This window comes from Spirillospora sp. NBC_01491 (assembly GCF_036227065.1).
Taxonomy (GTDB): Bacteria; Actinomycetota; Actinomycetes; order Streptosporangiales; family Streptosporangiaceae; genus Spirillospora; species Spirillospora xylanilytica.
Genome location: NZ_CP109432.1, coordinates 5,007,299 through 5,032,235 on the forward strand (window position 1 = coordinate 5,007,299; position 24,937 = coordinate 5,032,235).

26 protein-coding genes, 1 tRNA gene and 1 pseudogene are annotated in these 24,937 nt (G+C 70.3%); 14 read left to right on the plus strand and 14 right to left on the minus strand.

The window, feature by feature from the left end; genetic code table 11:
• Positions 1–4 precede the first annotated feature (4 nt).
• The 7 genes from OHA34_RS23350 to OHA34_RS23380 form a co-directional block, all read right to left on the minus strand.
• A complete protein-coding gene (locus OHA34_RS23350; protein ID WP_329518911.1) occupies positions 5–3,217 on the minus strand; it encodes a type 2 lanthipeptide synthetase LanM family protein in 3,213 nt (1,070 codons plus the stop codon).
• Positions 3,218–3,328: 111 nt separating this feature from the next.
• The gene (locus OHA34_RS23355; RefSeq protein WP_285939535.1) at positions 3,329–3,571 is read right to left on the minus strand and encodes a cinnamycin family lantibiotic; all 243 of its coding nucleotides are present in this window, start codon (positions 3,569–3,571) and stop codon (positions 3,329–3,331) included.
• Between the two features lie 23 nt (positions 3,572–3,594).
• Entirely contained in the window at positions 3,595–3,966 is a 372-nt protein-coding gene (locus OHA34_RS23360; protein WP_285939534.1) for a DurN family substrate-assisted peptide maturase, read from the minus strand.
• Positions 3,967–4,413: 447 nt separating this feature from the next.
• Positions 4,414–4,827, minus strand: coding sequence for an arsenate reductase ArsC (locus tag OHA34_RS23365; protein WP_285939533.1), 414 nt, complete (start codon positions 4,825–4,827; stop codon positions 4,414–4,416).
• A gap of 82 nt (positions 4,828–4,909) precedes the next feature.
• Complete coding sequence (gene arsB, locus OHA34_RS23370; protein WP_329518912.1) at positions 4,910–6,016, minus strand: ACR3 family arsenite efflux transporter; 1,107 nt, start codon at positions 6,014–6,016, stop codon at positions 4,910–4,912.
• Positions 6,013–6,324 (minus strand): ArsR/SmtB family transcription factor, encoded by a 312-nt coding sequence (locus tag OHA34_RS23375; RefSeq protein ID WP_285939531.1) that lies wholly within the window; start codon positions 6,322–6,324, stop codon positions 6,013–6,015. The genes arsB and OHA34_RS23375 overlap by 4 nt, the downstream gene beginning before the upstream one ends.
• A gap of 151 nt (positions 6,325–6,475) precedes the next feature.
• Positions 6,476–8,008, minus strand: a complete 1,533-nt coding sequence (locus OHA34_RS23380; RefSeq protein ID WP_329518913.1) for an FAD-dependent oxidoreductase — start codon at positions 8,006–8,008, stop codon at positions 6,476–6,478.
• A gap of 157 nt (positions 8,009–8,165) precedes the next feature.
• Here OHA34_RS23380 and OHA34_RS23385 point away from each other — a divergent pair, with 157 nt between their 5' ends.
• On the plus strand, positions 8,166–8,528 hold the full coding sequence (locus tag OHA34_RS23385) for a metalloregulator ArsR/SmtB family transcription factor (RefSeq protein ID WP_329518914.1): 363 nt from the start codon (positions 8,166–8,168) through the stop codon (positions 8,526–8,528).
• Between the two features lie 39 nt (positions 8,529–8,567).
• On the opposite strand, the gene OHA34_RS23390 is transcribed toward OHA34_RS23385, so the two are convergent.
• Complete coding sequence (locus OHA34_RS23390) at positions 8,568–9,323, minus strand: GbsR/MarR family transcriptional regulator (RefSeq protein ID WP_285939529.1); 756 nt, start codon at positions 9,321–9,323, stop codon at positions 8,568–8,570.
• Between the two features lie 221 nt (positions 9,324–9,544).
• Between OHA34_RS23390 and OHA34_RS23395 the strand changes: the two genes are divergently transcribed.
• The 4 genes from OHA34_RS23395 (at position 9,545) to OHA34_RS23410 (ending at position 12,731) form a co-directional block, all read left to right on the plus strand.
• Positions 9,545–10,207 carry a DUF4097 family beta strand repeat-containing protein gene (locus OHA34_RS23395; protein ID WP_285939528.1) on the plus strand — a complete coding sequence of 221 codons (663 nt, stop codon included), beginning with the start codon at positions 9,545–9,547 and terminating at the stop codon, positions 10,205–10,207.
• 28 nt (positions 10,208–10,235) lie between these two features.
• A complete protein-coding gene (locus OHA34_RS23400) occupies positions 10,236–11,183 on the plus strand; it encodes an ATP-binding cassette domain-containing protein (RefSeq protein WP_329518915.1) in 948 nt (315 codons plus the stop codon).
• A complete protein-coding gene (locus OHA34_RS23405) occupies positions 11,180–11,953 on the plus strand; it encodes an ABC transporter permease (RefSeq protein ID WP_329518916.1) in 774 nt (257 codons plus the stop codon). Before OHA34_RS23400 ends, OHA34_RS23405 begins: the two co-directional genes overlap by 4 nt.
• A gap of 292 nt (positions 11,954–12,245) precedes the next feature.
• A complete protein-coding gene (locus tag OHA34_RS23410) occupies positions 12,246–12,731 on the plus strand; it encodes a hypothetical protein (RefSeq protein WP_285939525.1) in 486 nt (161 codons plus the stop codon).
• A gap of 250 nt (positions 12,732–12,981) precedes the next feature.
• Here OHA34_RS23410 and OHA34_RS23415 read toward each other — a convergent pair whose 3' ends face one another.
• Entirely contained in the window at positions 12,982–13,731 is a 750-nt protein-coding gene (locus tag OHA34_RS23415) for a response regulator transcription factor (protein ID WP_329518917.1), read from the minus strand.
• 164 nt (positions 13,732–13,895) lie between these two features.
• Between OHA34_RS23415 and OHA34_RS23420 the strand changes: the two genes are divergently transcribed.
• The 4 genes from OHA34_RS23420 to OHA34_RS23435 all read left to right on the plus strand — a co-directional run bounded on the left by OHA34_RS23420 (position 13,896) and on the right by OHA34_RS23435 (position 16,847).
• Positions 13,896–15,269 (plus strand): ferredoxin reductase family protein, encoded by a 1,374-nt coding sequence (locus OHA34_RS23420; RefSeq protein ID WP_329518918.1) that lies wholly within the window; start codon positions 13,896–13,898, stop codon positions 15,267–15,269.
• 9 nt (positions 15,270–15,278) lie between these two features.
• Positions 15,279–15,713 carry an FMN-binding protein gene (locus tag OHA34_RS23425; RefSeq protein WP_285939522.1) on the plus strand — a complete coding sequence of 145 codons (435 nt, stop codon included), beginning with the start codon at positions 15,279–15,281 and terminating at the stop codon, positions 15,711–15,713.
• Entirely contained in the window at positions 15,706–16,521 is an 816-nt protein-coding gene (locus tag OHA34_RS23430; RefSeq protein WP_285939521.1) for an FAD:protein FMN transferase, read from the plus strand. The genes OHA34_RS23425 and OHA34_RS23430 overlap by 8 nt, the downstream gene beginning before the upstream one ends.
• Positions 16,522–16,613: 92 nt before the next feature.
• Positions 16,614–16,847, plus strand: coding sequence for a hypothetical protein (locus tag OHA34_RS23435; protein WP_329518919.1), 234 nt, complete (start codon positions 16,614–16,616; stop codon positions 16,845–16,847).
• Positions 16,848–17,332: 485 nt separating this feature from the next.
• On the opposite strand, the gene OHA34_RS23440 is transcribed toward OHA34_RS23435, so the two are convergent.
• On the minus strand, positions 17,333–17,461 hold the full coding sequence (locus OHA34_RS23440; protein ID WP_329518920.1) for a hypothetical protein: 129 nt from the start codon (positions 17,459–17,461) through the stop codon (positions 17,333–17,335).
• Between the two features lie 99 nt (positions 17,462–17,560).
• Complete coding sequence (locus OHA34_RS23445; RefSeq protein WP_329518921.1) at positions 17,561–18,439, minus strand: alpha/beta fold hydrolase; 879 nt, start codon at positions 18,437–18,439, stop codon at positions 17,561–17,563.
• 107 nt (positions 18,440–18,546) lie between these two features.
• Between OHA34_RS23445 and OHA34_RS23450 the strand changes: the two genes are divergently transcribed.
• Complete coding sequence (locus OHA34_RS23450) at positions 18,547–19,188, plus strand: TetR/AcrR family transcriptional regulator (protein ID WP_329518922.1); 642 nt, start codon at positions 18,547–18,549, stop codon at positions 19,186–19,188.
• Between the two features lie 33 nt (positions 19,189–19,221).
• Here the strand turns inward: OHA34_RS23450 and OHA34_RS23455 are convergent, their stop codons facing one another.
• From OHA34_RS23455 to OHA34_RS23460, 3 genes and pseudogenes are all read right to left on the minus strand, one after another.
• Complete coding sequence (locus OHA34_RS23455) at positions 19,222–19,683, minus strand: SDR family oxidoreductase (protein WP_443029588.1); 462 nt, start codon at positions 19,681–19,683, stop codon at positions 19,222–19,224.
• 13 nt (positions 19,684–19,696) lie between these two features.
• Positions 19,697–19,891: pseudogene (locus tag OHA34_RS38565) on the minus strand (helix-turn-helix domain-containing protein); the annotation flags it as partial.
• Between the two features lie 195 nt (positions 19,892–20,086).
• Positions 20,087–20,169 (minus strand) — tRNA-Leu (locus OHA34_RS23460).
• A gap of 126 nt (positions 20,170–20,295) precedes the next feature.
• Between OHA34_RS23460 and OHA34_RS23465 the strand changes: the two genes are divergently transcribed.
• The 4 genes from OHA34_RS23465 to OHA34_RS23480 are packed head-to-tail and all read left to right on the plus strand — an operon-like array spanning position 20,296 to position 24,811.
• The gene (locus OHA34_RS23465) at positions 20,296–21,051 is read left to right on the plus strand and encodes an FhaA domain-containing protein (protein WP_285939520.1); all 756 of its coding nucleotides are present in this window, start codon (positions 20,296–20,298) and stop codon (positions 21,049–21,051) included.
• Between the two features lie 11 nt (positions 21,052–21,062).
• Positions 21,063–21,557, plus strand: a complete 495-nt coding sequence (locus tag OHA34_RS23470; protein ID WP_285939519.1) for an FHA domain-containing protein FhaB/FipA — start codon at positions 21,063–21,065, stop codon at positions 21,555–21,557.
• Positions 21,554–23,152, plus strand: coding sequence for a Stp1/IreP family PP2C-type Ser/Thr phosphatase (locus OHA34_RS23475; RefSeq protein ID WP_285939518.1), 1,599 nt, complete (start codon positions 21,554–21,556; stop codon positions 23,150–23,152). Before OHA34_RS23470 ends, OHA34_RS23475 begins: the two co-directional genes overlap by 4 nt.
• Positions 23,153–24,811 (plus strand): FtsW/RodA/SpoVE family cell cycle protein, encoded by a 1,659-nt coding sequence (locus tag OHA34_RS23480; protein ID WP_285939517.1) that lies wholly within the window; start codon positions 23,153–23,155, stop codon positions 24,809–24,811.
• Positions 24,812–24,937: the final 126 nt, after the last annotated feature.

The window sequence follows — 24,937 nt, forward strand, 5'->3', positions numbered from 1 at the left end:
CTCCTCAGATTGACGCGGGTGCCGGCGGGGCGTCCAGGAGCAGCGCCGAGGGGACCCGCTCGGGATGGGCCAACCGCAGGAAGTGCATCCCGAAACCGGACATGCCGAGCATCAGCCCGGGGAAGAACCCACTGGCGGATCCCGGCGGGGCGTCCTCAAGGTTGCGCCACTGCGCCTGCACCTGGACGTTGGCCTCCAGGCGGAACGCCGGCTCGTCCGCCAGCAGCGCGAACCGCAGGAACAGTTCGGCGTTGCCCGACCGGCCATGGCACAGCGAATCGTTCATCAAACGCGGGAAGTTGCGCATCGTCGCCGTCAGCGCCTGCCGCGCCTCGGTCAGCAGCGCGTCGTCGTCCTTGCCGAGCAGGGCCCAGCTCCGGATGCGGGTCAGCCCGATGCCCGAGGAGCCGTTGCACCAGGCGTTGGCGTAGTGGCGTCCCCGCCACAGCGTCCCGCCGGGGAACTCGCGCAGGTCGTACCAGTCCTGCGCGCTCTCGTCGAAGTGGCGGGACTCGTAGGCGAAGGCCCGCCGCCCGGCCGAGACGTACTCGGGCCGGTCGGTGAGCCGGCCCAGCGCGATCAGCGCCCAGCCGACGCCGCCGGCCCCGTGGGACAGCCCGGTCAGGTTGCCCCCGGCGGCACCGAGGTCGGAGCCGGGCCAGGAGAGGACGTCGCCGTCGGCCTCCGCGCGGCGCAGCAGATGCCCGGCGCACCGGTGCGCCTGCTCCAGGCCCCGGCCGTCCGCCGCGCCCGCCAGCCCCATCAGCACCGGGATGAGCCCGGCCACGCCGTGGAAGACGTCCAGCTGCTCGTCCGCATCGATGCGCCCGGCCAGCTCGTCGCCCAGTTCGAGGGCGCGGTCGAGCAGGGCGCGCTCGCCCCACAGGTGGTGCAGGTGCGTGAGCAGGTAGATCATCCCGCCGAGCCCGGTGAAGGCACCGATGCGCCCCCGGTCGACCGTGGCGGCGGCGTGGTCGAGGGCCCGCCGCGCGGCGGCGCGGAACTCCGGGCGCGGATCGAGGGCGTCGAGGTAGGCCAGGAACAGGGCGATGCCGCCCGAGCCGTTGTAGAGGTCGCCCTCGATGTCGACCTCGTTCCGCCCCTCGCCGGTGATCACGAAGGACGTCCACGGGGCGGGCGCACCCGGCTCGCGGAGCATCTCGCAGAGCAGTTCGCCGAGCCCGGCCGCCTGCTCGACGCATGTGGCGGCGAACTCGGGGCTCGCGACGTCGCCGCCGGACAGCCCGGCGGCGATGTACTGGCGCTGCTGGCCGCGGTTCTGCGAGGACAACCCCCTGATCCGGGAGGCGGCGTGGCCGAGCGGGCTCACCTCCAGCTCCGCCTGCACGTCGGACTCGTGATCGTGGACGAGCCCGATGCTGCCCGCCTCGACGGTGAACAGCGGGACGTCCTGCCGCCACATCGACACCAGCTCCCAGTCCGGGAGGGCCGCGTCCTGGTCCCACTTGCGCGGGAAGGTGCGCACGGTGTTGACCAGCAGGTCGACCTCCAGCGGCTCCAGGAGGCACCGGGGATGCCGGGCCGCCGCCAGCAGCTGCGAGTAGACCTGGGTGCTCCAGTTGATGAAGCGGACGCTGGAACCGGCGAACAGCTCGGAGACGCACGCGATCGCCTCGTCGGGCTGCCGCTGGAACCACTGGTAGACCCGGTCGAAGCCGGATCCGATGGCCTCGGCGTAGTCCTCGGCGTGCGTCAGCTCGTCGCCGATGAACACCCGGTTGGCGGCCCCCGGCTCGACCCGCACCCCTTCGCGGTGCGTGACCGACGACTCGAAGGACTGCCGCCGGTCGACCTGGGGCACCGGCATCGGCATCTCGTAGCCGCCGCCGCCGGTGTAGCCGCTGATCCGCATCTCGCCCTCGGGCGCCGCGCCGCCCCTCGGCCACTCGATCAGGCCGGTCTTGAAGACCGAGTCCATCAGGGTGCCCGACGGGCGCGGATGCCCCTTGGGCAGGGCCCCGAGCACCGTCTCGCAGTCGCAGATGAAGGCGTGGCCGTCCGCGACGAGGACGTTCTCGAAGTGCAGGTCGCCGCCGCCCAGCACGTAGAAGATCGCCAGGTAGCCGCCGAGCTCGGCGTAGACGTGCTCGGCCTGCTCCCGGGTGGCGACCCGGTTGCGGCCTGACGGGATCAGCGCCTCGAAGCCGTAGCCGTCCTTGGGGAGCACGGCCCGCTCGGCGTAGCCGAGGACGCCGTCGTCGCGCAGCCGCGCCAGCAGCCCCTGCAACCCGACCTCGCCCTCGAGGCCGCGGGGCTTGTAGACCACGGTCCCGGACGCGCCGTCCGCGAGCTCGACCTCGACGATCGCGACGCTGCGGCCCCCGGCGTGGTGGTCCGAGCGGCCGAGCTGCGCGGTGCGCACCGCTGCGATCGGCCGCCCGCCGAAGAGCGCCCCGGACAGCTCGGCGGCGTCGTCCCGGAGCCGGGCGATCATCTGGGCGCCGTGCTCGGCGAGCAGCCCGGTGGCCTGGGCGAGCCAGCGGCCCAGGAGGGGGAACTCCAGGTAGAAGCGGTGGTAGGCGTCGGCGTCGGCGAACGTCTTGTCGAGGTAGGCGAGGTAGTCCTCGCGGGTCGCGCTCGCCGGGTCGATGCCGTGCAGCCGGCAGTGCACCTTCGCGTCGGCTTCCACCGCCCAGGCCAGCGCCAGCTCGAACCGGTCGAGCAGGTAGGTCTGGAAGTCGGCGATCAGCCGGGGATCGACGCGGACCGCGGACGCGGCGCCGTCGTCGATCGCCCGGGCCAGCCGGCGGCCGAGGTCGACCAGGAAGGGCTCGCAGGCGGTGGCGAGCCGGCCGTAGTAGACGTCGTCCTCGCGCCAGTCCGCCGCCGCGGACGCGTCGCCGGCGGAGTCGAACCCGTCCAGCGCGGCCCGGTAGGCGGGCAGCCAGCCGTCGTGGAGCTCCGCCAGCATCCGGCCCAGCCGGCCGTCGGGATCGGTGAGGCCGAGCTCGTGCCCGCGGTAGGCCCGCAGGGTCTCGCCCAGCGACTGCTCGGTGTGCCGCGTCCGCCCCGGCCGCGGGCTGGTCTCCGCGCCGAACTTGGCGGCCAGCTTGGCGGCCAGCCGGTCGATCTTCCAGACGTCGAAGGGTTCCAGCGGCTCCGCGGCGTCGGGCGAGCCCAGAGCGGACACGATCCGCATCCGCTCGGACAGGTTGGCGGCCCGGGCCGCGAGGTCCACGGGGTAGGTCGGCTTCACGCGGGCGGGCTCCTCGGCTGCGTCGAAAGGGCGGGTGATGGGCCGATGGCTTCGGCCCATCCGTGCTTCCGCTCGCCCCGGCGCTAGGCCGGGGCACTTCGGTGGAGCTGGTTAGTTCTTGGTGCTTCCGTCGCACGCGAAGGTGAACGGACCCGAGCTACAGGTCGAGGCGCAGGCGTAGGCGTCGACGGCGGCGACGCCCTCGGTCCAGTAGCCCAGCGACGCGGTGTCCTGCTGCTCGACCGCGGTGGGGACGGCGGCGGCGGGGACGCCGAAGTGTCCCGCTCCGGTGAGGAGTTCGGCGCGGAAGTCCGCGTCGGCGGCGGCGTGGCGAAGAATGGTGCTCGGTGACATTTTTCCTCCTGGTCTGGTGCTGTTCACTGGACCGTCTGGGGGGCCAGCTTTATGCCGAGCTGCCGCTCGGCCTTCTGTAGCTCTTCGACGGCGATATCCATTTTCGGCTTGTCGTTCTGCCAGTCGATCAACTCCCTTTCCTTGGCGGATATACCGACCCGAGTCCAGAAGAACTCGAGCCAGGTCTTGGTGGCCTGCGGGTGAAGGTCGCTGATCGGCTCGATGTCGGCCGGGAACTCCTCATTGCGGACCTCGAGCGCGAGTTTGAGCATCTCGCGCATCTTTCCGTCCGGCGGCAGTACCGAGCACAGGAGCATCAGGCCCTGGATCTGGCGGACGGTCTCGATGCCCTTGTGCTTCGTCAGGTCACTGGGCGGCTTGGGGCCAGATCTCATGGCTTACCCTCCTTGTATTTGCGTGCTCGACCGGTTTGTTCTCCTCCATTGAGGTCGAAGAACCGGCTGCGCGACAGCCCAGGTGATGGGCATCGCAAAGACTCCGCGTGGATGTTTCTTTACTCGGAGTGACCATAACAAGGAGGTCCGAGTGGGTCAATGGCGCGACGGTAAAGTGACCCGATCCGCCAATACCGGCAAAATGAACATATCGATGGCCGAGAAGAACCTTGTGACCTATTTTGCGAAGACCTGCTCGCACGGGAACGCTGGGATTCTGTTCCGAATCGGGCAGCGTTTTCCCAGCCTCCCGGCACTCCGTGTCAGCCCGCCCGTCCACCTGGGCCACCAGACCGATGAGGGTGTCTGTCCTTGGCCACGACAGCCGCAGGGGAGAAGTCCGTCAGGTCTTCGTGATCGCGGCTGCCCGCGTCGGCGGTTCCGCGGTCACGCTTCGAGGCTGCTGGTGAGTTCGGTGGCGAGTTCCTCGATGCGGGCTCGGATCTGGTCGCGGATGGGGCGCACGGCTTCGACGCCTTGGCCGGCGGGGTCGTCCAGTCGCCAGTCGAGGTAGCGCTTGCCGGAGAAGACCGGGCAGGTGTCGCCGCAGCCCATGGTGATGACGACGTCGCTGGCCTGGACGGCGTCGACGGTGAGGACCTTGGGGATCTCGGTGGAGATGTCGATGCCCTCTTCGGCCATCACCTCCACCACGGCGGGGTCGACCTGGTCGCCTGGGGCCGTCCCGGCGGAGCGGACTTCGACGGCGCCGCTGGTCAGGTGGGTGAGGTAGGCGGCGGCCATCTGCGAACGTCCGGCATTGTGGACGCAGACGAACAGGACGCTGGGCTTGTCGGTCATTGGGTTCCCTCGGGGTGAACGTGGCGGACGATGGCCGGGTTCGAGTTCGGCGGCGGCCTTGGTTCCCCGCGGTCGAGGCAGATCATGACCGGCCGGCCTCCTTGTCCGCCTGTCCGGCATAGCGGCGGCGGAGCCAGAGGGAGACGTAGACAAGGGCGACGAGGACGGGGACCTCGATCAGCGGGCCGACGACGCCGGAGAGGGCTTGGCCGGAGGTGACTCCGAAGGTGCCGATGGCGACGGCGATGGCCAGTTCGAAGTTGTTGCCCGCCGCGGTGAAGGCCAGGGTGGCGGTGCGCGCGTACGGGAGGTGGACGGCGCGGCCGAGGGCGAACGACCCGCCCCACATCAGTGCGAAGTAGACCAGCAGCGGAAGCGCGATGCGGGCGACGTCGGCGGGCCGGTCGGTGATGTTGTCGCCCTGGAGCGCGAACAGGATGACGATGGTGAACAGCAGCCCGTAGAGGGCGACCGGCCCGATGCGGGGCAGGAAGCGCTCCTCGTACCACTGCCGTCCGCGGGCCTTCTCCCCGAACCGGCGGGTGAGGTAGCCGGCCAGCAGCGGGACGCCGAGGAAGACCAGGACGTTGACGACGATCTTGCCGACGGAGAAGTGCAGGTCGTCGGTGGCCAGGCCGAGCCATCCGGGCAGGACGTCGAGGTAGAACCAGCCGAGCGCACCGAACGCGACGACCTGGAACACCGAGTTGAGCGCGACCAGGACGGCGGCGGCCTCGCGGTCGCCGCAGGCCAGGTCGTTCCAGATGATGACCATGGCGATGCAGCGGGCGAGGCCGACGATGATCAGGCCGGTGCGGTACTCGGGCAGGTCCGGCAGGAAGATCCACGCCAGCGCGAACATGACGGCGGGCCCGACGATCCAGTTGAGCACCAGCGAGGAGGCCATCAGGCGGCGGTCGCCGGTGACTGCGTCCAGCCGGTCGTAGCGGACCTTGGCCAGCACCGGGTACATCATCACCAGCAGGCCCAGCCCGATCGGGAGCGAGATCCCGCCGGCCTGGACCTTCGACAGGGCCTCGTCCAGGCCGGGGACGGCCCGGCCCAGGCCGAGTCCGGCCGCCATCGCGACGATGATCCACACCGGCAGGAAGCGGTCCAGCCTGGACAGGCTCGCCACGAGGGCGGACCCGGTCTCCGCCGGGCCGGCCGCGGTCTGGGTGCCGGTCACGTACAGGGCCTCTTCCGCTGGTGGGTCTGGACCTGGCGGGCGGCATCGGCCAGGCCCGTCAGCCTCGCGGCCAGTGCGTCGATCGCTTCCGGGCGCAGCCGGTAGTAGGTGAAGCGGCCACAGGGTTCGGTGTCGACCAGTCCGGCCTGGCGCAGGGCGCGCAGGTGGTTGGAGATGTTGGTCTGCTTGGCGCCGGTCTCCTCCACCAGGTGGCAGGTGCACAACGCCTCGGTCGCCAGCAGCGACACGATCCGCGCGCGCAGGGGATCGGCCAGCAGGCGCAACACATCATTCTCGACTGACATCATCACAAAATGATATCGTTGACGGGCTGAGTCACGGGACAAGTGCGGCGTAGCCGAGGCGCCCGGCGACCTGCCCCCACCCCGCCCAGGCGGCCGAGGTCGCCGCCGAGGCGCGGAAAGCGCGGTTCACGTGAACTCCGGGCGGACGGCCGGATCAGGCTTCAGTGCGTCCAGTGTCACCGGAGCGGCCATGAAGGCGTCCGGTGGCGAACCCCAGTCCGGCATCGGCGGGGGCGCCGATGGAGACCGGCTGCGGAGTGGAGCCACAACACGGGGACTCGGCCGTGAGGCCGTCCGCCACCTCGTCCACAGGTTCGGCCAGGGTCGCGGGCTCGGTGCCGCAGGAGCTGCCGCAGCCGCCGCCGGCCTCGTCCTCACCCGGCAGGTCGGTGGAGCACACGCCGGTCTCGGGCAGGTCGAGTTCGACGGCGTCGGCGGCGGCCCGGTCCCCGGCCAGGGCGGCGACGATGGAACGGACCTGCTCGTATCCGGTGGCCATCAAGAACGTCGGGGCGCGGCCATAGCTCTTCATCCCGGCGATGTAGAAACCGGACTCGGGGTGGGCCAGGTCGCGCTCGCCATGCGGCGGGACGGTCCCGCAGGAGTGGAAGTCGGGATCGATCATCGGCGCGAGCCGGACCGGCGCCTCGGTCGCGGGATCGAGCTCGACGCGGACTTCGCGCAGCATGTCCAGGTCGGGCCGGAATCCGGTCGCGGCCACCACAGTGGCGGTCGAGATCAGGCGCTCACCCGCGGAGGTCGTGCCGGAGACGGTGAGCGACCCGGCCGCCGGGCCTCCCGCGGGGGCGGCGAAGCCGGTGATGGTGAAGGCACGGATCAGCTCGATCGCACCGGCGTCGACGGCCTTCTTCAGCCGGGAGCCGAGCGCGCCGCGCGCGGGCAGTCCGTCGGCGTCGCCGCCGCCGTACAGCCGGGCGACCGAATCGCCGCGCACCGCCCAGGTGATGCGGGTCCCGGGCTCGGCCTCGGCGAGTTCGGCCAGGGCGAGCAGGGTGTTGGCGGCCGAATGGCCCATGCCGACGACCAGGCTGTGCCTGCCCGCGAAGCGGTCACGGTCGCGGCCCAGGACGTCGGGGAGCGGCCCCGTGAGGTAGGGCGCCGCCTGCTCCTCGCCCGGCGCGGGCAGCCCCGAATGGCCGAGCGGGTTGGAACGGCCCCAGGTGCCCGAGGCGTCGATGACCGCACGGGCGGTGATGTCGCGGACCCGTCCGGCCGCATCGAGGGTGCGCACCAGCAGCGGATGCTCGTCGCGGCCGATGGTGCGGGTGGCGTCCACACCTTGCCGGGACACGGCGACCACGCGGGTGCCGGTGCGGATCCGGCTCGCGAGGGCGGGGACCGCGGCGAGCGGCGCGAGGTAGTCGCGGACCAGCTCGGCGCCCGTCGGCAGCGCCTCGGGGGCGGGCAGGGCCCATCCGGTGGGCTCCAGCAGGCGACGGGCGGCGGCGTCGGTGTCGTATCGCCACGGTGAGAACAGCCGGACGTGTCCCCACTGCGAGACCGCCGCACCGGCGGTGTCCCCGGCCTCCAGCACGATGAAGTCCCGGCCGCGCTCGGCCAGGTGCGACGCGGCGGCCAGCCCGATCGGCCCGGCCCCGATCACCACGACCGGAAGCCCACCGCCGGCGGCATCGTCCTGGGAGCCGGACTGCTCGTTCTCACTCACGAAGATCTCCTCATCCCTGCACCTGGACCCGGCCGCTTCGCGCGGGGCGGGGCTGGTGATCCGGGTGCGCGGCCTCTTCATCCGACCCGCTGTTTCGATACTTGTCTAAGTAGCCGCGAGTTTGCCCCGCTGGATAGATAGATGTCAAATTAGAGCCATGTCCGAGTCGGAGCTTGAGGACGAGACCGCGCCGGCCTGCTGCGCGCCGCTGACCGGGCAGGTCATGGCTGAGGCTGAGGCGGTGGAGTTGTCCCGGGTGTTCAAGGCGCTGGCCGACCCGGTCCGGCTCCGGCTGCTGAACCTGATCGCCTCGCACGAGGGCGGCGAGGCGTGCGTGTGCGACCTGACCGGCCCGTTCGAGCTGACCGGCCCGACGATCTCCCACCATTTGAAGGTGCTGCGCCAGGCCAGGCTGATCGAAGGCGAGCGACGCGGGACGTGGGTGTACTACCGGGCCGTGCCCGAGGCGCTGAGCCGCCTGTCGGGCCTCTTCGCCCTGCCTGAACTCACTCCCGCCTGACCAGCTCGCCGTCCGGCTCCGCGCTCTCGCGTCGGCCGTCTAACCGCGGTCCGAACTTGGGTCGGCAGTGCCGTCCGAGGTCGCTTCGGTGTTGGTGTAGAGGACTTCGCGGGCCTGCTCCGAGGCGCGGGTCATGCTCTCGCCGACGAAGTCGAGGAAGCGGGCGACGTTCTCGAGGCGGACGGCGGCCGGGGTGCCAGGGCCGAGGATGCCGGCGCCTTGGCGCGCGGTCTCGACGAGCTGAGTGTTGGACCGGGCGCTGGCCACCATCGCCTGGTACCAGAGGTCGTCGTCGACGAAGTAGCGCTCACGGCGGCGTTCGCCGGGTTCCCGGCGGACGAGGTTCTGACCGTCCAGGAACGCGATCGCTTTGGAGATGGTCGCCGGGCTGACCTGGAGGCGCTGGGCGAGCTCGGACGCGGTGAGGCTGCCGGAGTCGATGGTGTAGAGGCAGACCAGCACCCGGGCCATCATCTTGGGCAGGCCGGAGGCCATCATGACGGTGGTGAACGTCTCCTCGAACTCGCGCACGGCCTCGGCGTCGCGTCCGTGGACCTGCGGGGGCGCTTCCGCCCCCCGGGGCGCGGCCTGCCTGCGCCGCTGAGTGCGGCGCTCGGTGGCGCGGTGGGCCAGGTCGGCGCGGTAGGCGGTGGGACCGCCGTTGCGCATCACCTCACGCGTGATCGTCGAGGTCGGACGATCGAGCCGTCTGGCGATCTCCGCATAGGCGAGGCCGTCGGCCAGCCCCACGGCGATCTGCTGGCGGTCCTGCTGGGTGAGCCTGCCTGCGGGCATCGCGTTCTCCTTCATGCTCCCTGAGGTCTTCACCTTAGCGTTCACCGGCATCTCATCGCAACGACGACTCTCGGAATTGCGTTAGCCTTCACCTCCACTGCAACGATTCCATGGCTCTGACCTGCATGAATGAAGTTGAGTCGCAACGAGTTGCTTGAACGAATTTGGAAAGCAACGTAGCTTTTGCGTTGTTCGAAACGAAGAGCCGCAGGGAGAGCACGATGCAGAAGTTCGACACCACAGCACCGATCTCCGCCGTCCTGAACATCCCCGCCGGGCGCGTGCAGTTCATCGCCGCCGACCGCGCCGACACCGCGGTCGACGTCCGGCCCGCGAACGCCTCCAAGGGCCGCGACGTGAAGGCCGCGGAGCAGATCACGGTCGAGTACGGCGACGGCGTCCTGCGGATCCACGCCCCGGAGACCAACCAGCTGTTCGGCGCCTCCGGATCCGTCGAGGTGGCCGTCCAACTGCCCGCCGGGTCGCACATCGAGGCCAAGGCCGCCAGCGCCGAGTTCCGGGTCGTCGGACGGCTCGGCGACATCGCCTTCAAGGGCGCGCACGGCCAGATCAAGATCGACGAGGCCGCGAGCGTCCGCCTCACCATCGAGGCGGGCGACGTCGAGGTCGGCCGCCTGGGCGGCCCCGCGGACATCAGTTCCAGCAAGGGCGACATCCGGATCACCGAGGCCGTGAGCGGCACCGTCACCCTGCGCACCGGGCACGGCGCGATCTCGGTCGGCGCCGCCCCCGGCGTCTCGGCCTCGCTGGACGCCGGCACCTCCTACGGCCGCGTCAGCAACGCGCTCAAGAACGACGGCTCCGCCCAGCTCGACATCCGCGCGACCACCGCCTACGGCGACATCACCGCCCGCAGTCTCTGACCCGCACCCCTTCTCCTAGGAGCCCCCCATGAAGGACCTGGCCATCGCGGCGAACGGGCTGCGCAAGTCCTACCGCGACAAGGTCGTGCTCGACGGCATCGACCTGACCGTCCCGCAAGGCACCGTCTTCGCCCTGCTCGGCCCGAACGGGGCAGGCAAGACCACCACCGTCCAGATCCTGTCCACCCTGATCGCGGCCGACGGCGGCACCGTCCAGATCGCGGGGTTCGACCTGGCCCGGCAGCCCGACGACGTGCGCGGCGCGATCGGCGTCACCGGCCAGTACTCGGCCGTCGACAAGCTGCTCACCGGCGAGGAGAACCTGCTCCTCATGGCCGACCTGCACCACCTGCCCCGCAAGGACGGCAAGCGCAAGGCCGCCGAGCTGCTGGAGCGCTTCGACCTGGTCGACGCCGCGGGCAAGACCGCCGCGACCTACTCCGGCGGCATGCAGCGCCGGCTCGACCTGGCGATGACCCTGGTCGGCGACCCCCGCCTGATCTTCCTGGACGAGCCCACCACCGGCCTCGACCCGCGCAGCCGGCGCTCCATGTGGCAGATCGTGCGCGAACTCGTCGCGAGCGGCGTCACCATCTTCCTCACCACCCAGTACCTCGAGGAGGCCGACGAGCTCGCCGACCGCATCGCCCTCCTCGACCACGGACGGCTGATCGCCGAAGGCACCGCCGAAGAGCTCAAGCGGCTCATCCCCGGCGGCCACGTGTCGCTGCGGTTCACCGACGACGACACGCTCAAGGACGCGCTCGGCACGCTCGGCCGCGGCTTCGTGGACCCGTCCGACGACGACCGGCTCACGCTCCAGGTCCCCTCCGACGGCGGTGTCGCCGCACTGCGCGAACTGCTCACCCGACTGGACGCGGCGGGCATCGAACCGGCCGACCTCAGCGTGCACACCCCCGACCTCGACGACGTCTTCCTCACCCTCACCGGCCAGAAGCAGGAGACCAACCGATGAGCACCCTCGCCCTCGCCGCACGCGACTCGTCCACCATGATCCGGCGCCAGCTCAAACGCCTCATCCGCTACCCCTCCATGACCATCCAGCTGGTCGCCACCCCCGTCATCCTCCTGCTCGTGTTCGTCTACGTCTTCGGCGGCACCCTCGGCGCCGGCCTGGGCGGCGGCCGCGGGGCCTACGTCGACTACGTCGTCCCCGGCATCCTGCTCATGGCCGTGGCGACAGCCGCGACCGGAACCGCGGTCATGGTCGCCAGCGACATGACCGAAGGCATCATCGCCCGCTTGCGGACCATGCGGATCTGGCGGCCGTCGATCCTGACCGGCCACGTCGTCGGCGCCGTGATCCAGCAGCTCCTCGGCATGGCCGTCCTGATCGGCGTCGCCCTGGTCATGGGCTTCGACCCGAAGGCCACCGCCGTCGAGTGGCTCGCCACCGCCGGCCTGCTCACCCTGTTCGTGGTGGCCATCACCTGGCTGGCGGTCGCCCTCGGCCTGAAGGCCCAGACCCCCGAGTCCGCCAGCAACGCCCCCATGCCCCTGATCCTGCTCCCCTTCCTCGGCAGCGGCTTCGTCCCCACCGACTCCATGCCCACCGCCCTGCGCTGGTTCGCCGAGTACCAGCCCTTCACCCCGATCATGGAAACCGTCCGCGGCCTCCTCCTCGGCACCCCGATCGGCAACAGCGCCGCCATCGCCACCGCCTGGTGCGTCGGCATCGCCGTCGTCTCCTACCTCTGGGCCAAGAACACCTTCAACAAGGCGTGACCATGAACCGGCCGGACAGGGCCGTCAGACCAACAGGTCTGACGGCCCTGAGCGTCTTCGGCGCGGCTGCGTTCCCCCCGCCCCGGCCGCACAGGCCGCGCGAGAAGGATCCGGGACTGCGCGACTTCTCTAGCCGCCGGGACATCCGGACGCCCGTACCGGCCCGCAGGTTCGGAACGCACCGGGTCGGATTGATCACATCCCGACGCGCCAACCCGCCGGCCCACGCCGGCATCTCACCCAGCACAGCGCGATCACGAAGATCGCGCACCGAGGACGGGAGCGAGGCCCCATGCGGAAGATCGCGATCACCGGGGTGACGGCGGCACTGGCGCTCGGCCTGACGGCCTGCGGCGGCATCGGCGATGGCGGCGGCAACTCCGCGGCGGCGCCCTCGTCGCCCACCGACTCCGCGCCCGCGCCGGGCGGCACCTCCGCTCCGGGCGAAACCTCCGCCCCTGGGGACTCGGGCGGTTCGGGCGCCCCGACAGCCCAGCACACTCCCGTCGCGCAAGGCGGCCAGCAGATCGGGTCGAAGTGGGGACGGCTGCGCTACCTCGCGCCGGGCAAGTTCACCGTCGGCGACGTCGTCTTCTTCACCGCCGACAGCACCACCGTGATCGTCGCCGGGGGCCAGTGCCCGGACGGCTCCGCCCCGCCCGCCGAGTCCTCCAGGTGCGGCATCGACGGATTCGACGACTGGGCGAAGACCTCGCCGCACAACGTCAACGTGCGCTTCTCCGGCCAGGCCGCCACCCTCGTCCAGGAGACCCAGTAGCGGCCCGCGGCCCGGTTCGGTCATCGGCCGCAGGCCGGCCGGCGAGCACCACCCGCTCGGTCCCGATCAGGTCGGCGAGCCGCCCGCCCAGCACTCGCCCCGCCGTCGGGCTCGACGGCGGCCGGGCGAGCCCGGTCGCCGGTGGTGAACGGCACGGCCTGCTCCGCCTCGGTGCGTGCCATGGCGGTCCGGAACATCGTGCCGCCGGTGAGCCGGGCGACGAGCGCGTCCCGCGCCGCCGCGCCGATCCTCATCCCGCCGCCGGTTTGAGCACGTATCCGATCCCGCGCACGGTGTGGATCATCGGCTGCCGGCCCGCGTCGATCTTCTTGCGCAGGTAGCTGATGTAGAGCTCGACCACGTGGGCCTGCCCGCCGAAGTCGTTGCTCCACACCCGGTCCATGATCTGGGCCTTGCTCAGCACCCGGCGCGGGTTGCGCATGAGGAAGCGCAGAAGCTCGAACTCGGTCGGGGTCAGCTCGACGACGGTGCCGTCCCGGGTGACCTCCCGGGCGTCCTCGTCCATGGTCAGCGCGCCGACGGTGAGCAGGTCCGCGTCGCCGACCCGGCGTGCCATGCCCGCGCGGCGCAGCAGGCCGCGCAACCGGGCGAGAACCTCTTCCAGGCTGAACGGCTTGGTCACGTAGTCGTCGCCACCCGCGGTGATCCCGGCGATCCGGTCCTCGACGGCGTCCCGCGCGGTGAGGAACAGCACGCACACCTCAGGCGCCTCGGAACGCAGCCGCCGGAGGACCTCGAAGCCGTCGAGGTCGGGCAGCATCACGTCCAGGACGACGGCGTCAGGCCGGAACTCGGCGGCGATCTCCAGGGCGCGGACACCGGCGACGGCGGTGCGTACCGCCCAGCCCTCCTGGGTCAGCATCCGCGACAGCACCTCGGCCAGGTCCGGTTCGTCGTCGACGACGAGGGCGCGGACCGGTCCGCCGTCGGTCCTCCGCAACTCCCCGAGCGCGCGAGCGTGATCGTCGGCGTTTCTCATCGTGCTCCAGCCTCCGACCTCTGCGTTTCCTCCGAAAACGGTCCAAGGGGTGCCAGGGCCATCGTCTCAGAGGGATAACAGAGGTCGCCTTGGCAGGGTGGTCGCATCGCCGGGGCTCGGGCTCGCCCAGCGCCATCCGGCCATCGGGAATGTGGAGGCTTGCGATGACCGCGACCGGTTCGATCAGAGCGGGCGAGCGTGTTTCCAGCCTCGGGGCGATCCTTCTGCGCCGAATGCGGCGGCTGCCGTCCTCCTGGCCGCTGATCTTGATCTTCGGTGGCGCGGCGCTGGTACTCGTCCTGTGGTGGCAGAGCACTCCCGCCGTCGCCGGCCTGGACGGCTGGCTCACCAACGCCGGCCGGATCACCGGGTTGCTGGCCGGGTACGGATGCGCGGTGCTGCTGGCGCTGATGAGCCGGATCCCGGCGCTGGAACACGGCGTCGGCACCGACCGGCTGGCACGCTGGCACGCGCTGGGCGGCCGGTACACGATCTCGCTGATCATCGTGCACGCGCTCCTGATCATCTGGGGGTATGCGATCACCGCGGGCACCGGCGTCATCGAGCAGGCGGGCACGATCCTCTTCGACTATCCCGACATGCTGAAGGCGACGGTCGGGTTCTTGCTGCTGCTCGTCGTCGGGATCACCTCGGCCAGGGTGGCGCGCAGCCGGCTGCGGTACGAGATCTGGCACTTTGTGCATTTCTCCACCTACATCGCGGTCTTCCTGGTGTTCTTCCACCAGCTCGCGACCGGTGCCCAGTTCGTGGACTCGGCCTGGGCCCGGGCAGTCTGGTACGCGCTGTACGTCTCGGTCGCCCTGGCGCTCGTCTGGTTCCGGTTCGTCGTCCCGATCCGGCGCGGGCTTCGGCACGACCTGCGGGTGACCGGCGTGCGCACTGAGGCGCCCGAGGTGGTGTCGGTGTACATGTCCGGACAGCATCTGGAAGACATGGGGGCCAAGCCCGGACAGTTCTTCCGCTGGCGCTTCCTTGCCCCCGGCCTGCGCTGGTCGGCCAACCCGTACTCGCTGTCGGCGCCGGTGGGCGAGGACCATCTGCGGATCACGGTCAAGGACGCCGGGGGCCACAGCCGCGCGCTGGCCGCGCTTCGGCCGGGGACCCGCGTGTGGGCCGAGGGGCCCTACGGCGCCTTCACCGGGGCCCGTCCCCACCACGACAAGTCGCTGCTGCTCGCGGGCGGCGTCGGGATCACTCCGCTGCGGGCGTTGTTCGAGACGCTGCCCGGCGACGTGATCCTGGTCTACCTCGCCCGCCGCCCGGAGAACCTGGCGCTGCGCGGCGAACTGGACGCGATCGCCGCGGACCGCGGGACCCGCGCGCACTACTTCGTGGACGAGCCCGCCGCCCACTCACTCTCTCTGACCGCGGAGAAGCTCCGCGCACTCGTCCCGGATCTCCTACAACGCGACGTCTACCTGTGCGGTCCGCCCGGGATGACGGCGGCGGCCAAGCACGCACTGAAGGCGGCCGGAGTGCGGCGGCGCGACATCCGCCACGAGACGTTCGAGTTCTGAGGAGGACCGATGCTGGGCCGAGCCGCTCTGATCACCTGCACCTCCGCCGCGGGCATCGCCCTGCTCCTGTCGTTGAAACCGCATCACAGCCCGGTCGCGGCGCCGCCACCCGCCCCGCCGCCCGCCCCACCGACCCCAGGAGGCGGAGCAGCGCAGGGAAAGCCTGCGCACGGCGTGTTCCGGGGGCAGAGCATCGAAACGGAGTACGGGCCGGTCCAGGTCGAGATCACCGTGTCCCAAGGCCATCTGACGGCGGTCCGCACGCTGCGGCTCCCATCGGAGAACAGCAAGGACCGGAAGCTCGCGGCCAATGCGGTGCCCAAGCTCACCCGGGAGGCGCTGGCGACGGGCAACGCCCGCATCCACACCGTCTCGGGCGCCACGTACACCAGCGAGGGCTACACCGCGTCCCTCCAGAGCGCGCTGGACAAGGCGCATGTGTGAACGGCCGGCGATCCGCCATGTCGAGCGCGTCATGGGCACGGTGTTCTCGTTCGACATCCGCGTCCCCGGCCAGGACGGCGCCGCACCCGCGGCGCACGCCCCGGCGGTCACCGCCGCGCTGGAGCGCGCCACCGGCTGGCTGCACCACGTCGACGCGGTCTTCTCCACCTACCGGCCGGGCAGCCAGATCAGCCGCCTCGCCCGCGGCGAGATCACCGTGGCCGGCTGCGACCCCGAAGTCGCCGAGGTGCTCGACCGGTGCGAGACCATGGCCGCCGCCACCGCGGGCAGGTTCTCCGTCGCGCCTCGGGGCCGGCTCGACCCGAGCGGACTGGTCAAGGGGTGGGCCATCGAGCGGGCGTCCGCCCTGCTCACCGAGGCGGGGCTGCCCGACCACCACATCAACGGCGGCGGCGACGTCCAGTTGTGCGGTGGACCCGCGCCCGGGGAACCCTGGCGGGTGGGACTCGCCGACCCGCTGGAGCCCGGCGAACTGATCACGGTGGTCTCCGGCCGCGATCTGGCCGTCGCCACGTCCGGGACGGCCGAACGGGGCCGCCACATCATCGACGCCCGCACCGGGCGGGCCGCCACCGCCCTGGCGTCGATCACTCTGGTCGGGCGGCATCTCACCGACGTGGACGCCCTCGCCACGGCGGCGTTCGTCATGGGCGCGGACGCGCGCGCCTGGGCGGAGGCGTGGCCGGGCATCGAGGCGCTCGCCGTCACCCGAGACCATTCCGCCTGGCGGACGTCGGGTTTCGAACGCTTCACCACGCGCGACGGTCTGGATCTCCTTCCCGGCTGAGCGGGCGGAGCCGAGCGCTCTATTCCGCGCGGCCCTGATCGACCGGGACACTCCAGCGCAGGAGGGTGCCGCCTTCGGGCCGCGGATCGGATGTGCTCGAAGGCGGCGTCGCCGTCGTCGGTCACGAAGACGAGACGGCGGCCCAGGGGACCCTTGGCCATCAGGTCCTCGATCGGCCGCCGGTCGGCCGGCGAGTGCTCGCTGTGCTGAACGGCTTCGTCCAGCAGGGCGGTGACGTGGTGGTCGTGGAGCCGGTGGACGATGCGCTGCCCGCCCCGGTCGCCGACGACCAGGCCAGGCCGACGCAGCTGGTGGGAGACCGCTGAGCGTTCCATGCTGGCCGCGTCGACGATCTCGCCTACGGCGGCGGGCTCACCCTATGGTCTCTGTGGCCACGGGGATGCGGCTGTGGCTCGGGCCTGCGGAGAGTCGCGCAATGGCGGTGCCTTCAAGCGTCAGAGCCGGGCGGCTACCGCAGCCGCCCGGCCCTGGCACGTCCGAACACACCCCAAGTACCAAGCGGGAACCGCCCACAACAGCAAAGGCCCCGGAGCTTGCCACTCCAGGGCCTGTTACGTCACTCTAAGGGCCAACTTTCGTCGGTACCCCAGAGCAGTCGAGTGGGCTACCGACGAAACTCCCTGACCAGCAGCGCCGCAGGGGTCTTATCCGCCTCGGATTCCACGCCAAGCGAGATCATCTTCCACTTCTCTGAGACGAAGCTTCGGCCCCCTTTCGTTTCCTCTGGCCCCGGTCCTGCTGCACCCGGTGCGCGGCACGCGGTTGCTCGCCTTTCGGCGACGCGTTCGTGTCACCGTTCCAGGTGCACCACCCGGAGTGGTCCACCGTCTGCGACGGCGATCCGGCTCAGCCCGAACGCCACCGACGCCGACTGGTCGGCGAACTGCGGTGTCCGGACACCTTCGGTTTCGGCATCCACGTCACCGACGTGGTCTTCTGCCGACACGACATCGGGACCGTGTGGACTCCTGCAACGGAACTCTTGATGATCTTCAAGCTTCGGGCGCGAGATGATCTATCAATGCGTGAAGGCAAGGGCCCGGAGCTGCTCGAGCATGGACGGCCAGAGCTGGCGGGGCAGGTCATGGCCCATGCCGGGATAGGTGACCAGGCGTGCCCCGGGGATGGCGGCCGCGGTTGCCTGTCCGGCCTTGGGTCGGATGACCGGGTCGTCCTCGCCGTGCAGGACGAGGGTGGGGATGCGTAGCGTGGCCAGCGCCCTGCGCCGGTCTCCGGAGGCGGTGACCGCGGCGCGTTGGCGCGCGTCGCCGTCGGGACTGCCGGGATGGCGCTCATAGGAGCGTCGGCCGAGCTCACCCACCTCCTTCTCGTCGAAGGGGTAGCGCGGGGAGCCGATGAGCTTTCTCATGGCGACTGCCTCTTGGGCTGCCTGGTCCGGGCTGGTGACCGGCACGGTGGAGAGTTTCATGATCGCTTTCAGGGTGGCGATCCTGGGCATGGTGCCGATCCGGGCGGCGGGGGTCGACATGATCGAGGTGAGGGTGTGCACCCGGGTCGGGTGCCGGAGGGCGAGGGTTTGAGCGATCATTCCGCCCAGTGAGGTACCGACCAGGTGCGCGGACCGCCACCCGAGGGCGTCCAGCACCGCAAGGGCGTCCTCGGCCATGTCCTTCAGCCGGTACGGCGCCGAAGAGGGGCGGGTCATGGTCGTAAGCCAGCCAGGTGCCGGCATACCGGTCAGGTGCGTGGACTGGCCGGTGTCACGGTTGTCGAACCTGGCGACCTGGAAGCCGAGGTCGACCAGCGCGTTGCAGAAGTCTTCGGGGAAGACCAGCATCTGCACCCCGGTACCGCTGATCAGCAGCAACGGCGCGCCCTGCGTAGTGCCGAAGGTCTCGTAGGCGAGTTCGATGTCGCCGTTGCGCGCCTTGCCCATGGTCCCGCCCTCCCAGTGAGTCACACTGTCTATGAACAATGATTCGGTGAATCAAGATTCGATGAACTAAGATTCATCCAATATTACCCGTCTGTCAAGGGGGCCATGTGTCCGCATCCGAACCGACGCCTGCGAGCCGGAAGGAAAGGGCCGCGCAGACCGAGATCGCCCTGAAGGAGGCCGCCCGCCGCGTGTTCGCCCGCAGCGGCTACCTCAACGCCAAGATCTCCGATATCACGGCTGAGGCGGGACGTTCCGCGGGCTCCTTCTACAAGCACTTCACCGGCAAGCAGGACGTACTGCAGGCGCTGCTGTCCGACTGGCTCGCCCAAGCCGGCCGGGAACTCTCCGTCCATGAGGCCGGCGACGACCTGTCGACCGAGCCCGCCCTGCGCGCCCGGGTGGCCACGTACTGGCACACCTACAAGGCGCACCTGCCCGAGATCCAGGCGCTCGGCCAAGCCGCACTGGTCGACCCAGAGTTCGCCGAGCGCCTCACCCAGATCCGGCACACCCAACTGCAGACCATGCGCGAACACCTCCAGCGGCTCCAGACCGCCGGGTTCGACCTGCCCGGCGCCCCCGCCGTCCTGGCATCAGCGTTCAACGCCCTGCTGGAAGGGTTCTGCGCAGTCTGGCTCACCGGGAAGAGCGAGGCGATCGGCCGCTCCCTCACCGACGACGAGGCGATCGACACCCTCACCGGGCTGCTGCGACACGGCCTCACCGGCCCCGCGCACAGCGACTGACAAATCACCGCATCGCCGAAAACGACAAACCGCCTACGCGTAGGCGGTGGAGTGGAAGCCTCTGGGCCGGAGGATCGTCCATTCCAGGTCCGACCGGCGGACGGCTTCCTCAAAAACGACCAGGTACCGGTAGGTGTCAGACCTGGTCCCGGCGCCCTGGGAGGACAGTAGGACAACCTGCCGGGCGCCCCCGGAGCGGGCGGCGTCCAGCACAGCCTCGGGGTCGTCACCGGCCACCAGCAAGAACAGTGCGTTGGCTCCGTTGAAGGCGCTCTTCAGGCCTGCCGGGGCACCAAGGTCGGCCCGAACGTAACGGACACCGTCCGGCAGCTCCAGGGCCCGCCGCGACAGAGCGGTCACCTGCTCGCCGGCGACGGCCAGTAGAGCGGCCAACTGCCCACCGACGTTCCCGGTGGCGCCCGTGATGGCCAACGCGGCCGTCGAGGTACTGCACGCCAAGGCGTGGAGCGCACCACTCTCGCCAACACCGAACACCAGGCGGAATGCGGACGGTGTCGGCGACCCGGCGCAGCATCTGCAGGTCCGCTCCGGCTCGGCGGCCCGTTTCCGGGCGGGAGATCGTCGAGGCCGAGTATCCGCTCGCGCGGCCGACGTCGGCCTGGCGCCACCCCCGGCCCCGACGGACGACCCCACCGCCGAGCCCGGCACAAGACACCCAAGCCGCCGGACACCTGCCGGGCACACCACCCGCCCGCAGCCTGAGCTCTCAGCGCCACCACAAACCAGACCCAAGGGCCGAGCAACTCTTGCGAGCGCCCGCCCCTTCGGTTCCTGCGGCCACGAAGACTGGCCTCCGTAACGACAAACACCCCGAAGCTTGCTAGCTTCGGGGCTGCTTCGTCACTGTGGGGCTACGACTTTCGTCGGTACCCCTGAGTGGGCGAGGAGGGATTTGAACCCTCACGTCCTTTCGGACACACGGACCTGAACCGTGCGCGTCTGCCGTTCCGCCACCCGCCCGGGTGCCGCGCCCCTCTCGGGTGCTCAAAAAGGCTAGCACGGTCCGAGCAGTGGTTAGGTATCCAGATACTTCGAGCGAACCTTCACACCGATACGATCGTCTAGGAGTGGGGAAGGGAGGTGCCCGTGGGCGTCATTCAGCGCTTCGAGCGACGGCTCGAGGGCATGGTCGAAGGAGCCTTCGCCCGGGCCTTCAAGTCCGAGCTACAGCCGGTCGAGGTGGCCAGCGCTGTTCAGCGCGAGATGGATGATCGGGCGGCGATCGTGGCACAGGGCCGCACGCTGGTCCCGAACGACTTCGTCGTCGAGATCTCCCAGCAGGACGGGCAGCGGCTGCAGGTGTACGCCGACAGCCTGAGCCAGGAGCTGGCCAACCTCGCACGCGAGTACGCGAAGGAGCAGGGGTACTCCTTCGTCGGTCCGGTGCGGGTCAGATTCGAGAACGCCGGCGATCTCGCCACGGGCATGTTCCGCATCCGATCCGGCGTGATCCGCGGTTCGACCGTGGAGGGCGGAGAGATCCGCCAGCCGGTGAGCGACGTGCCCCAGGGGGGGCGGGGAGGCGTCTTCGGCGGACATCCCCGGCTGCTGGTCACCACGGCGCTGGAGGGGGCCGACGCGACTCAACGCACGTACGAGGTCAACACCCCGGTCACTCTGCTGGGTCGCGGCACCGACTGCGACCTGCGACTCGTCGATCCAGGCGTGTCCCGGCACCATGCCGAGATCCGCGTAGAAGGTCCCGAAATCGTCCTCGTGGATCTAGGGTCGACCAACGGCTCATTCGTGAACGGACAGCCGATCAGACGGGTCACTCTCGTCGACGGCTCCCGCGTCACGATGGGCCGGACAACCCTTGTGTTCCGCCGCGATAGGGAGTAACCCCGACTCCGATGTCCGAATTCACCCTTACGCTGATCAAGCTGGCGTTCCTCGCGGTGCTGTGGCTCTTCGTCATCGCGGCCGTCGGCGTGATCCGGGCCGACCTGTTCGGCTCGAAGGCCGCCACGAAGGCCGCCACGCGGGCGGCTCAGCCGCGGCCCGCGAAGGCGGCGAGACAGCCCAAGCCACCACGCGCCCAGCCGGCGCGCGGGGGCGCCCCGACCAAGCTGGTCGTCGTCCAGGGCGAACGGACGGGTATGGTCATCGATCTCACTGACGTGCCCATCACGATCGGTAGGGCCAATGACGCCACGCTCGTGGTGACCGACGACTACGCTTCGAGCCGGCATGCCCGACTTTATGCGCAGGACGGTCAGTGGATCGTGGAAGATCTCGGCTCGACCAATGGGACGTACCTCGGACGCACGAAGGTGAGCCGGCCGATGCCGGTGCCGCCGGGCGTACCGGTCCGTATCGGCAAGACCGTGATCGAGCTGCGCAAATGACCACTCTGGGAATCCGATACGCCGCGCGCTCCGATGTCGGCATGCTGCGCGAGGGCAACGAGGACTCGGCGTACGCGGGCTCGCACCTGCTCGCGGTCGCCGACGGGATGGGCGGGCACGTCGGTGGCGAGATCGCCAGTGCCGCCGCCATCGACGCGCTGCGCAAGCTCGACCAGGACCTGCCCGCGAACGAGCTGCTGGCCGCGCTGGAGCAGACGGTCAAGACGGCCAACGACAACCTGCACCGCATCGTCGAGACCGAGCCCAAGCTCCAGGGCATGGGCACGACGCTGACCGCGATGCTGTGGGCCGACGACCAGATCGCGCTGGTGCACATCGGGGACTCCCGCGCGTACCTGCTGCGCGACGGCAGCCTGTTCCAGATCACCCACGACCACACGCTGGTGCAGTCGCTGGTGGACGAGGGCCGGATCAGCCCCGACGAGGCGGCCACGCACCCGCAGCGGTCGCTGCTGCTGCGCGCGCTCGACGGCCGCGGCGAGGTCGACCCCGACCTCTCGCTGCGCGAGGCCAAGGAGGGCGACCGCTACCTGCTGTGCTCGGACGGCCTGTCCGGCGTGGTCACCGCCGAGACGATCTTCCAGGTGCTGACCGACGTCGACGAGCCCGACCAGGCGGTGCGCCAGCTCATCGACCTGGCCAACCGCGGCGGCGGCCCCGACAACATCACGTGTGTCGTGGCCGACGTCGTCGACCTGAGCCGGCAGCAGCCGACCAGCGGCCCCGGGCACTCGGTCGGCGCGGCGGCCAACGCCGCGCCGCCGGATTCGTCCGGCGGAGGGCCCGGTTCCTCGGGCGGCTCGGCCGACACCCCGGCGGGCCGCGCGGCGCAGTTGCGCGACACGATGCCGCAACCGCCGGTGGCGGTCGACGAGATGCCGCCGCCCGCGCCCGCCCCGCTGAACGATCCGATGCCGGGCGCCCCGCCGCAGGGCGCCATGGCGCAGCCGCAGTCCGGCCGCAGGGCCAAGCGCGGCTCCGGGCGCAAGTGGACGTGGCTCATCGTCGTCGCCGGCGTGGCCGTGGTGGGCATCGTCGCGGTCGGTGTCGTGGCCCTCCAGTACGTGCGCGGCGGCTACTACATCGGCGAGGAGGGCGGCAAGGTCGTCCTCTACCGGGGCACCACCGACAAGATTCCGGGGCTGAGCCTGTCGCGCGAGGCCGACCCCAAGGACCAGCCCAAGCCGCCGATCCTGGTCGCCGACCTCCCCGAGGACAAGCAGCAAGAGGTCAAGAACACCTTCAGGGTGAAGGGGCCCGGCGCGGTCCAGGACCTCAAGAACATGGTCTGCAAGTACGCCCTGACGGTCGAGCCCGGCAGCAACGGCAACGTCGTCATCACCAAGGGCAAGGGACAGAAGAACTGCGGCGAGACCAAGATCAAGGACAGTTCCATCCCGGTCGCCGACCTGCCCAACGGCGACCGCGAGCAGATCACCAAGGGCGCTCTGGTCTTCCCCACCCGGGCCGCGGCGGAGGCCAAGCTGACCGAGCTGGGCGAGCACCGCACCGCCTGCAAGTCCAACAAGACCTCCACGCCGCAGGGCTGTCCGTCCTCCGGAGGGGGCGAGTAGATGGCTTCGATCGGGGAGCAGATCCGGGCGCACCTGCCCTACCAGCGCCGCAGCGCGGCCTCGCTGGCCCTGCTGGTCTTCGCGATGGTGCTGACGCTGTCGGCCTTCGCCGAGGTCGGCCTCGCCCGTGACGGCGAACTCCCGGCCGGCATGTTCTTGTACGGCGGCGGCCTTGTGGTGCTGGCGTTCGCCGCGTTCCTGGTGCAGTCCAAGTTCGCGCCGTACGCCGACCCGCTGCTGCTGCCGCTCGCCGTCGCGCTGAACGGCCTCGGCCTGGCGATGATCTACCGCCTCGACCTGGACACCAGCTTCGACAAGAGGAAGGCCGTCGCCAACGCGGCCATCACCGGCAAGAAGCTGCTCGAGGACGAGGCCAACGCGCCTACGCAGCTCATGTGGACGTTCATCGGCATCGCGCTGTTCGTGATCGCCCTGCTGATCATGCGGGACACCGAGAAGAGCGACGCGCCGCTCTCCTTCACCCCCAAGACCGCGCAGCGCTACACGTACCTGATCGGCCTCGGCGCGGTCATCCTGCTGCTGCTGCCGATCGTGCCGGGCATCGGCGCCGAGATCAACGGCGCCCGGGTCTGGATCAACGTCGCGGGCTTCTCGGTGCAGCCGGGCGAGTTCGCCAAGCTGCTGCTGGTGGTGTTCTTCGCCGGCTACCTGGTGAACAAGCGGCAGGCGATGTCGCTGATCGGCAAGAAGGTCGGCCCGTTCAGCCTCCCCCGGGGCCGCGACCTCGGCCCGATCGTGGTCATCTGGATCTTCTGCCTGGGCGTGCTGTTCATGCAGAAGGACCTCGGCACCGCGCTGCTGTACTTCGGCCTGTTCGTGTCGATGCTCTACATCGCCACGCAGCGGGCGTCCTGGGTAATGATCGGTGTCGGGCTGCTGGCGGTCGGGGTGTTCGTCGCGACGCTGCTGCCCTTCATGGGCCACGTCAACCAGCGCATCGACATCTGGCAGAACCCCAAGCCGTACTACGACGGCGGCTGCCTGCTGGAGAGCGGCAAGGTCGAGACGGTCAAGCCCGGCTCCGAGACCTTCATCAAGTACAAGCAGGTCCTCGACCAGAAGGTCGCCGACTACCAGAAGGCCGGCGAGACCGAGAAGGCCAGGCAGACCGGGCAGATCGCTCCCGGCTACTACGCCTGTGACCAGCTCGGCGGCGAGTACTCCGACAGCGCGCAGCTGATGAACGGCCTGTTCGCGCTCGGCCAGGGCGGCGTCCTCGGCACCGGCCTCGGCCAGGGCGAACCCTGGCGGACGCCGCTGTCGTTCAGCGACTTCATCTTCGACTCGATGGGCGAGGAACTCGGCCTCACCGGCCTGATGGTGATCCTGCTGATCTACTCCCTGATCGTGCAGCGCGGCATGAAGACCGCCGTCGCCGCGCGCGACCCCTTTCTGAAGCTGTTCGCGGGCGGCATGTCGTTCGTGGTGGCCCTCCAGGTCTTCGTGATCGTCGGCGGCGTCACCCGGCTCATCCCGCTCACCGGCTTGACGACGCCGTTCCTGTCCCAGGGCGGCTCGTCCCTGATGGCCAACTGGATCGTGATCGCGATCCTGGTCCGGATGAGCCACGACGCCCGCAAGCCCGCCCCTCAGGCGATCCAGGACGAGGGCATGACCCAGATCGTGAGTACGAGGTGACTTCCCGCCCATGAACACGAGCAGCGCCCTCCCGAGCCCGCTCGGCGCCGAGCGGAGCGGGACCGAATGAGCCCGCGCCCTCCCGGACCCGCTCGGCGACGAGCGGGGCGAGGCCGGATGAGCACC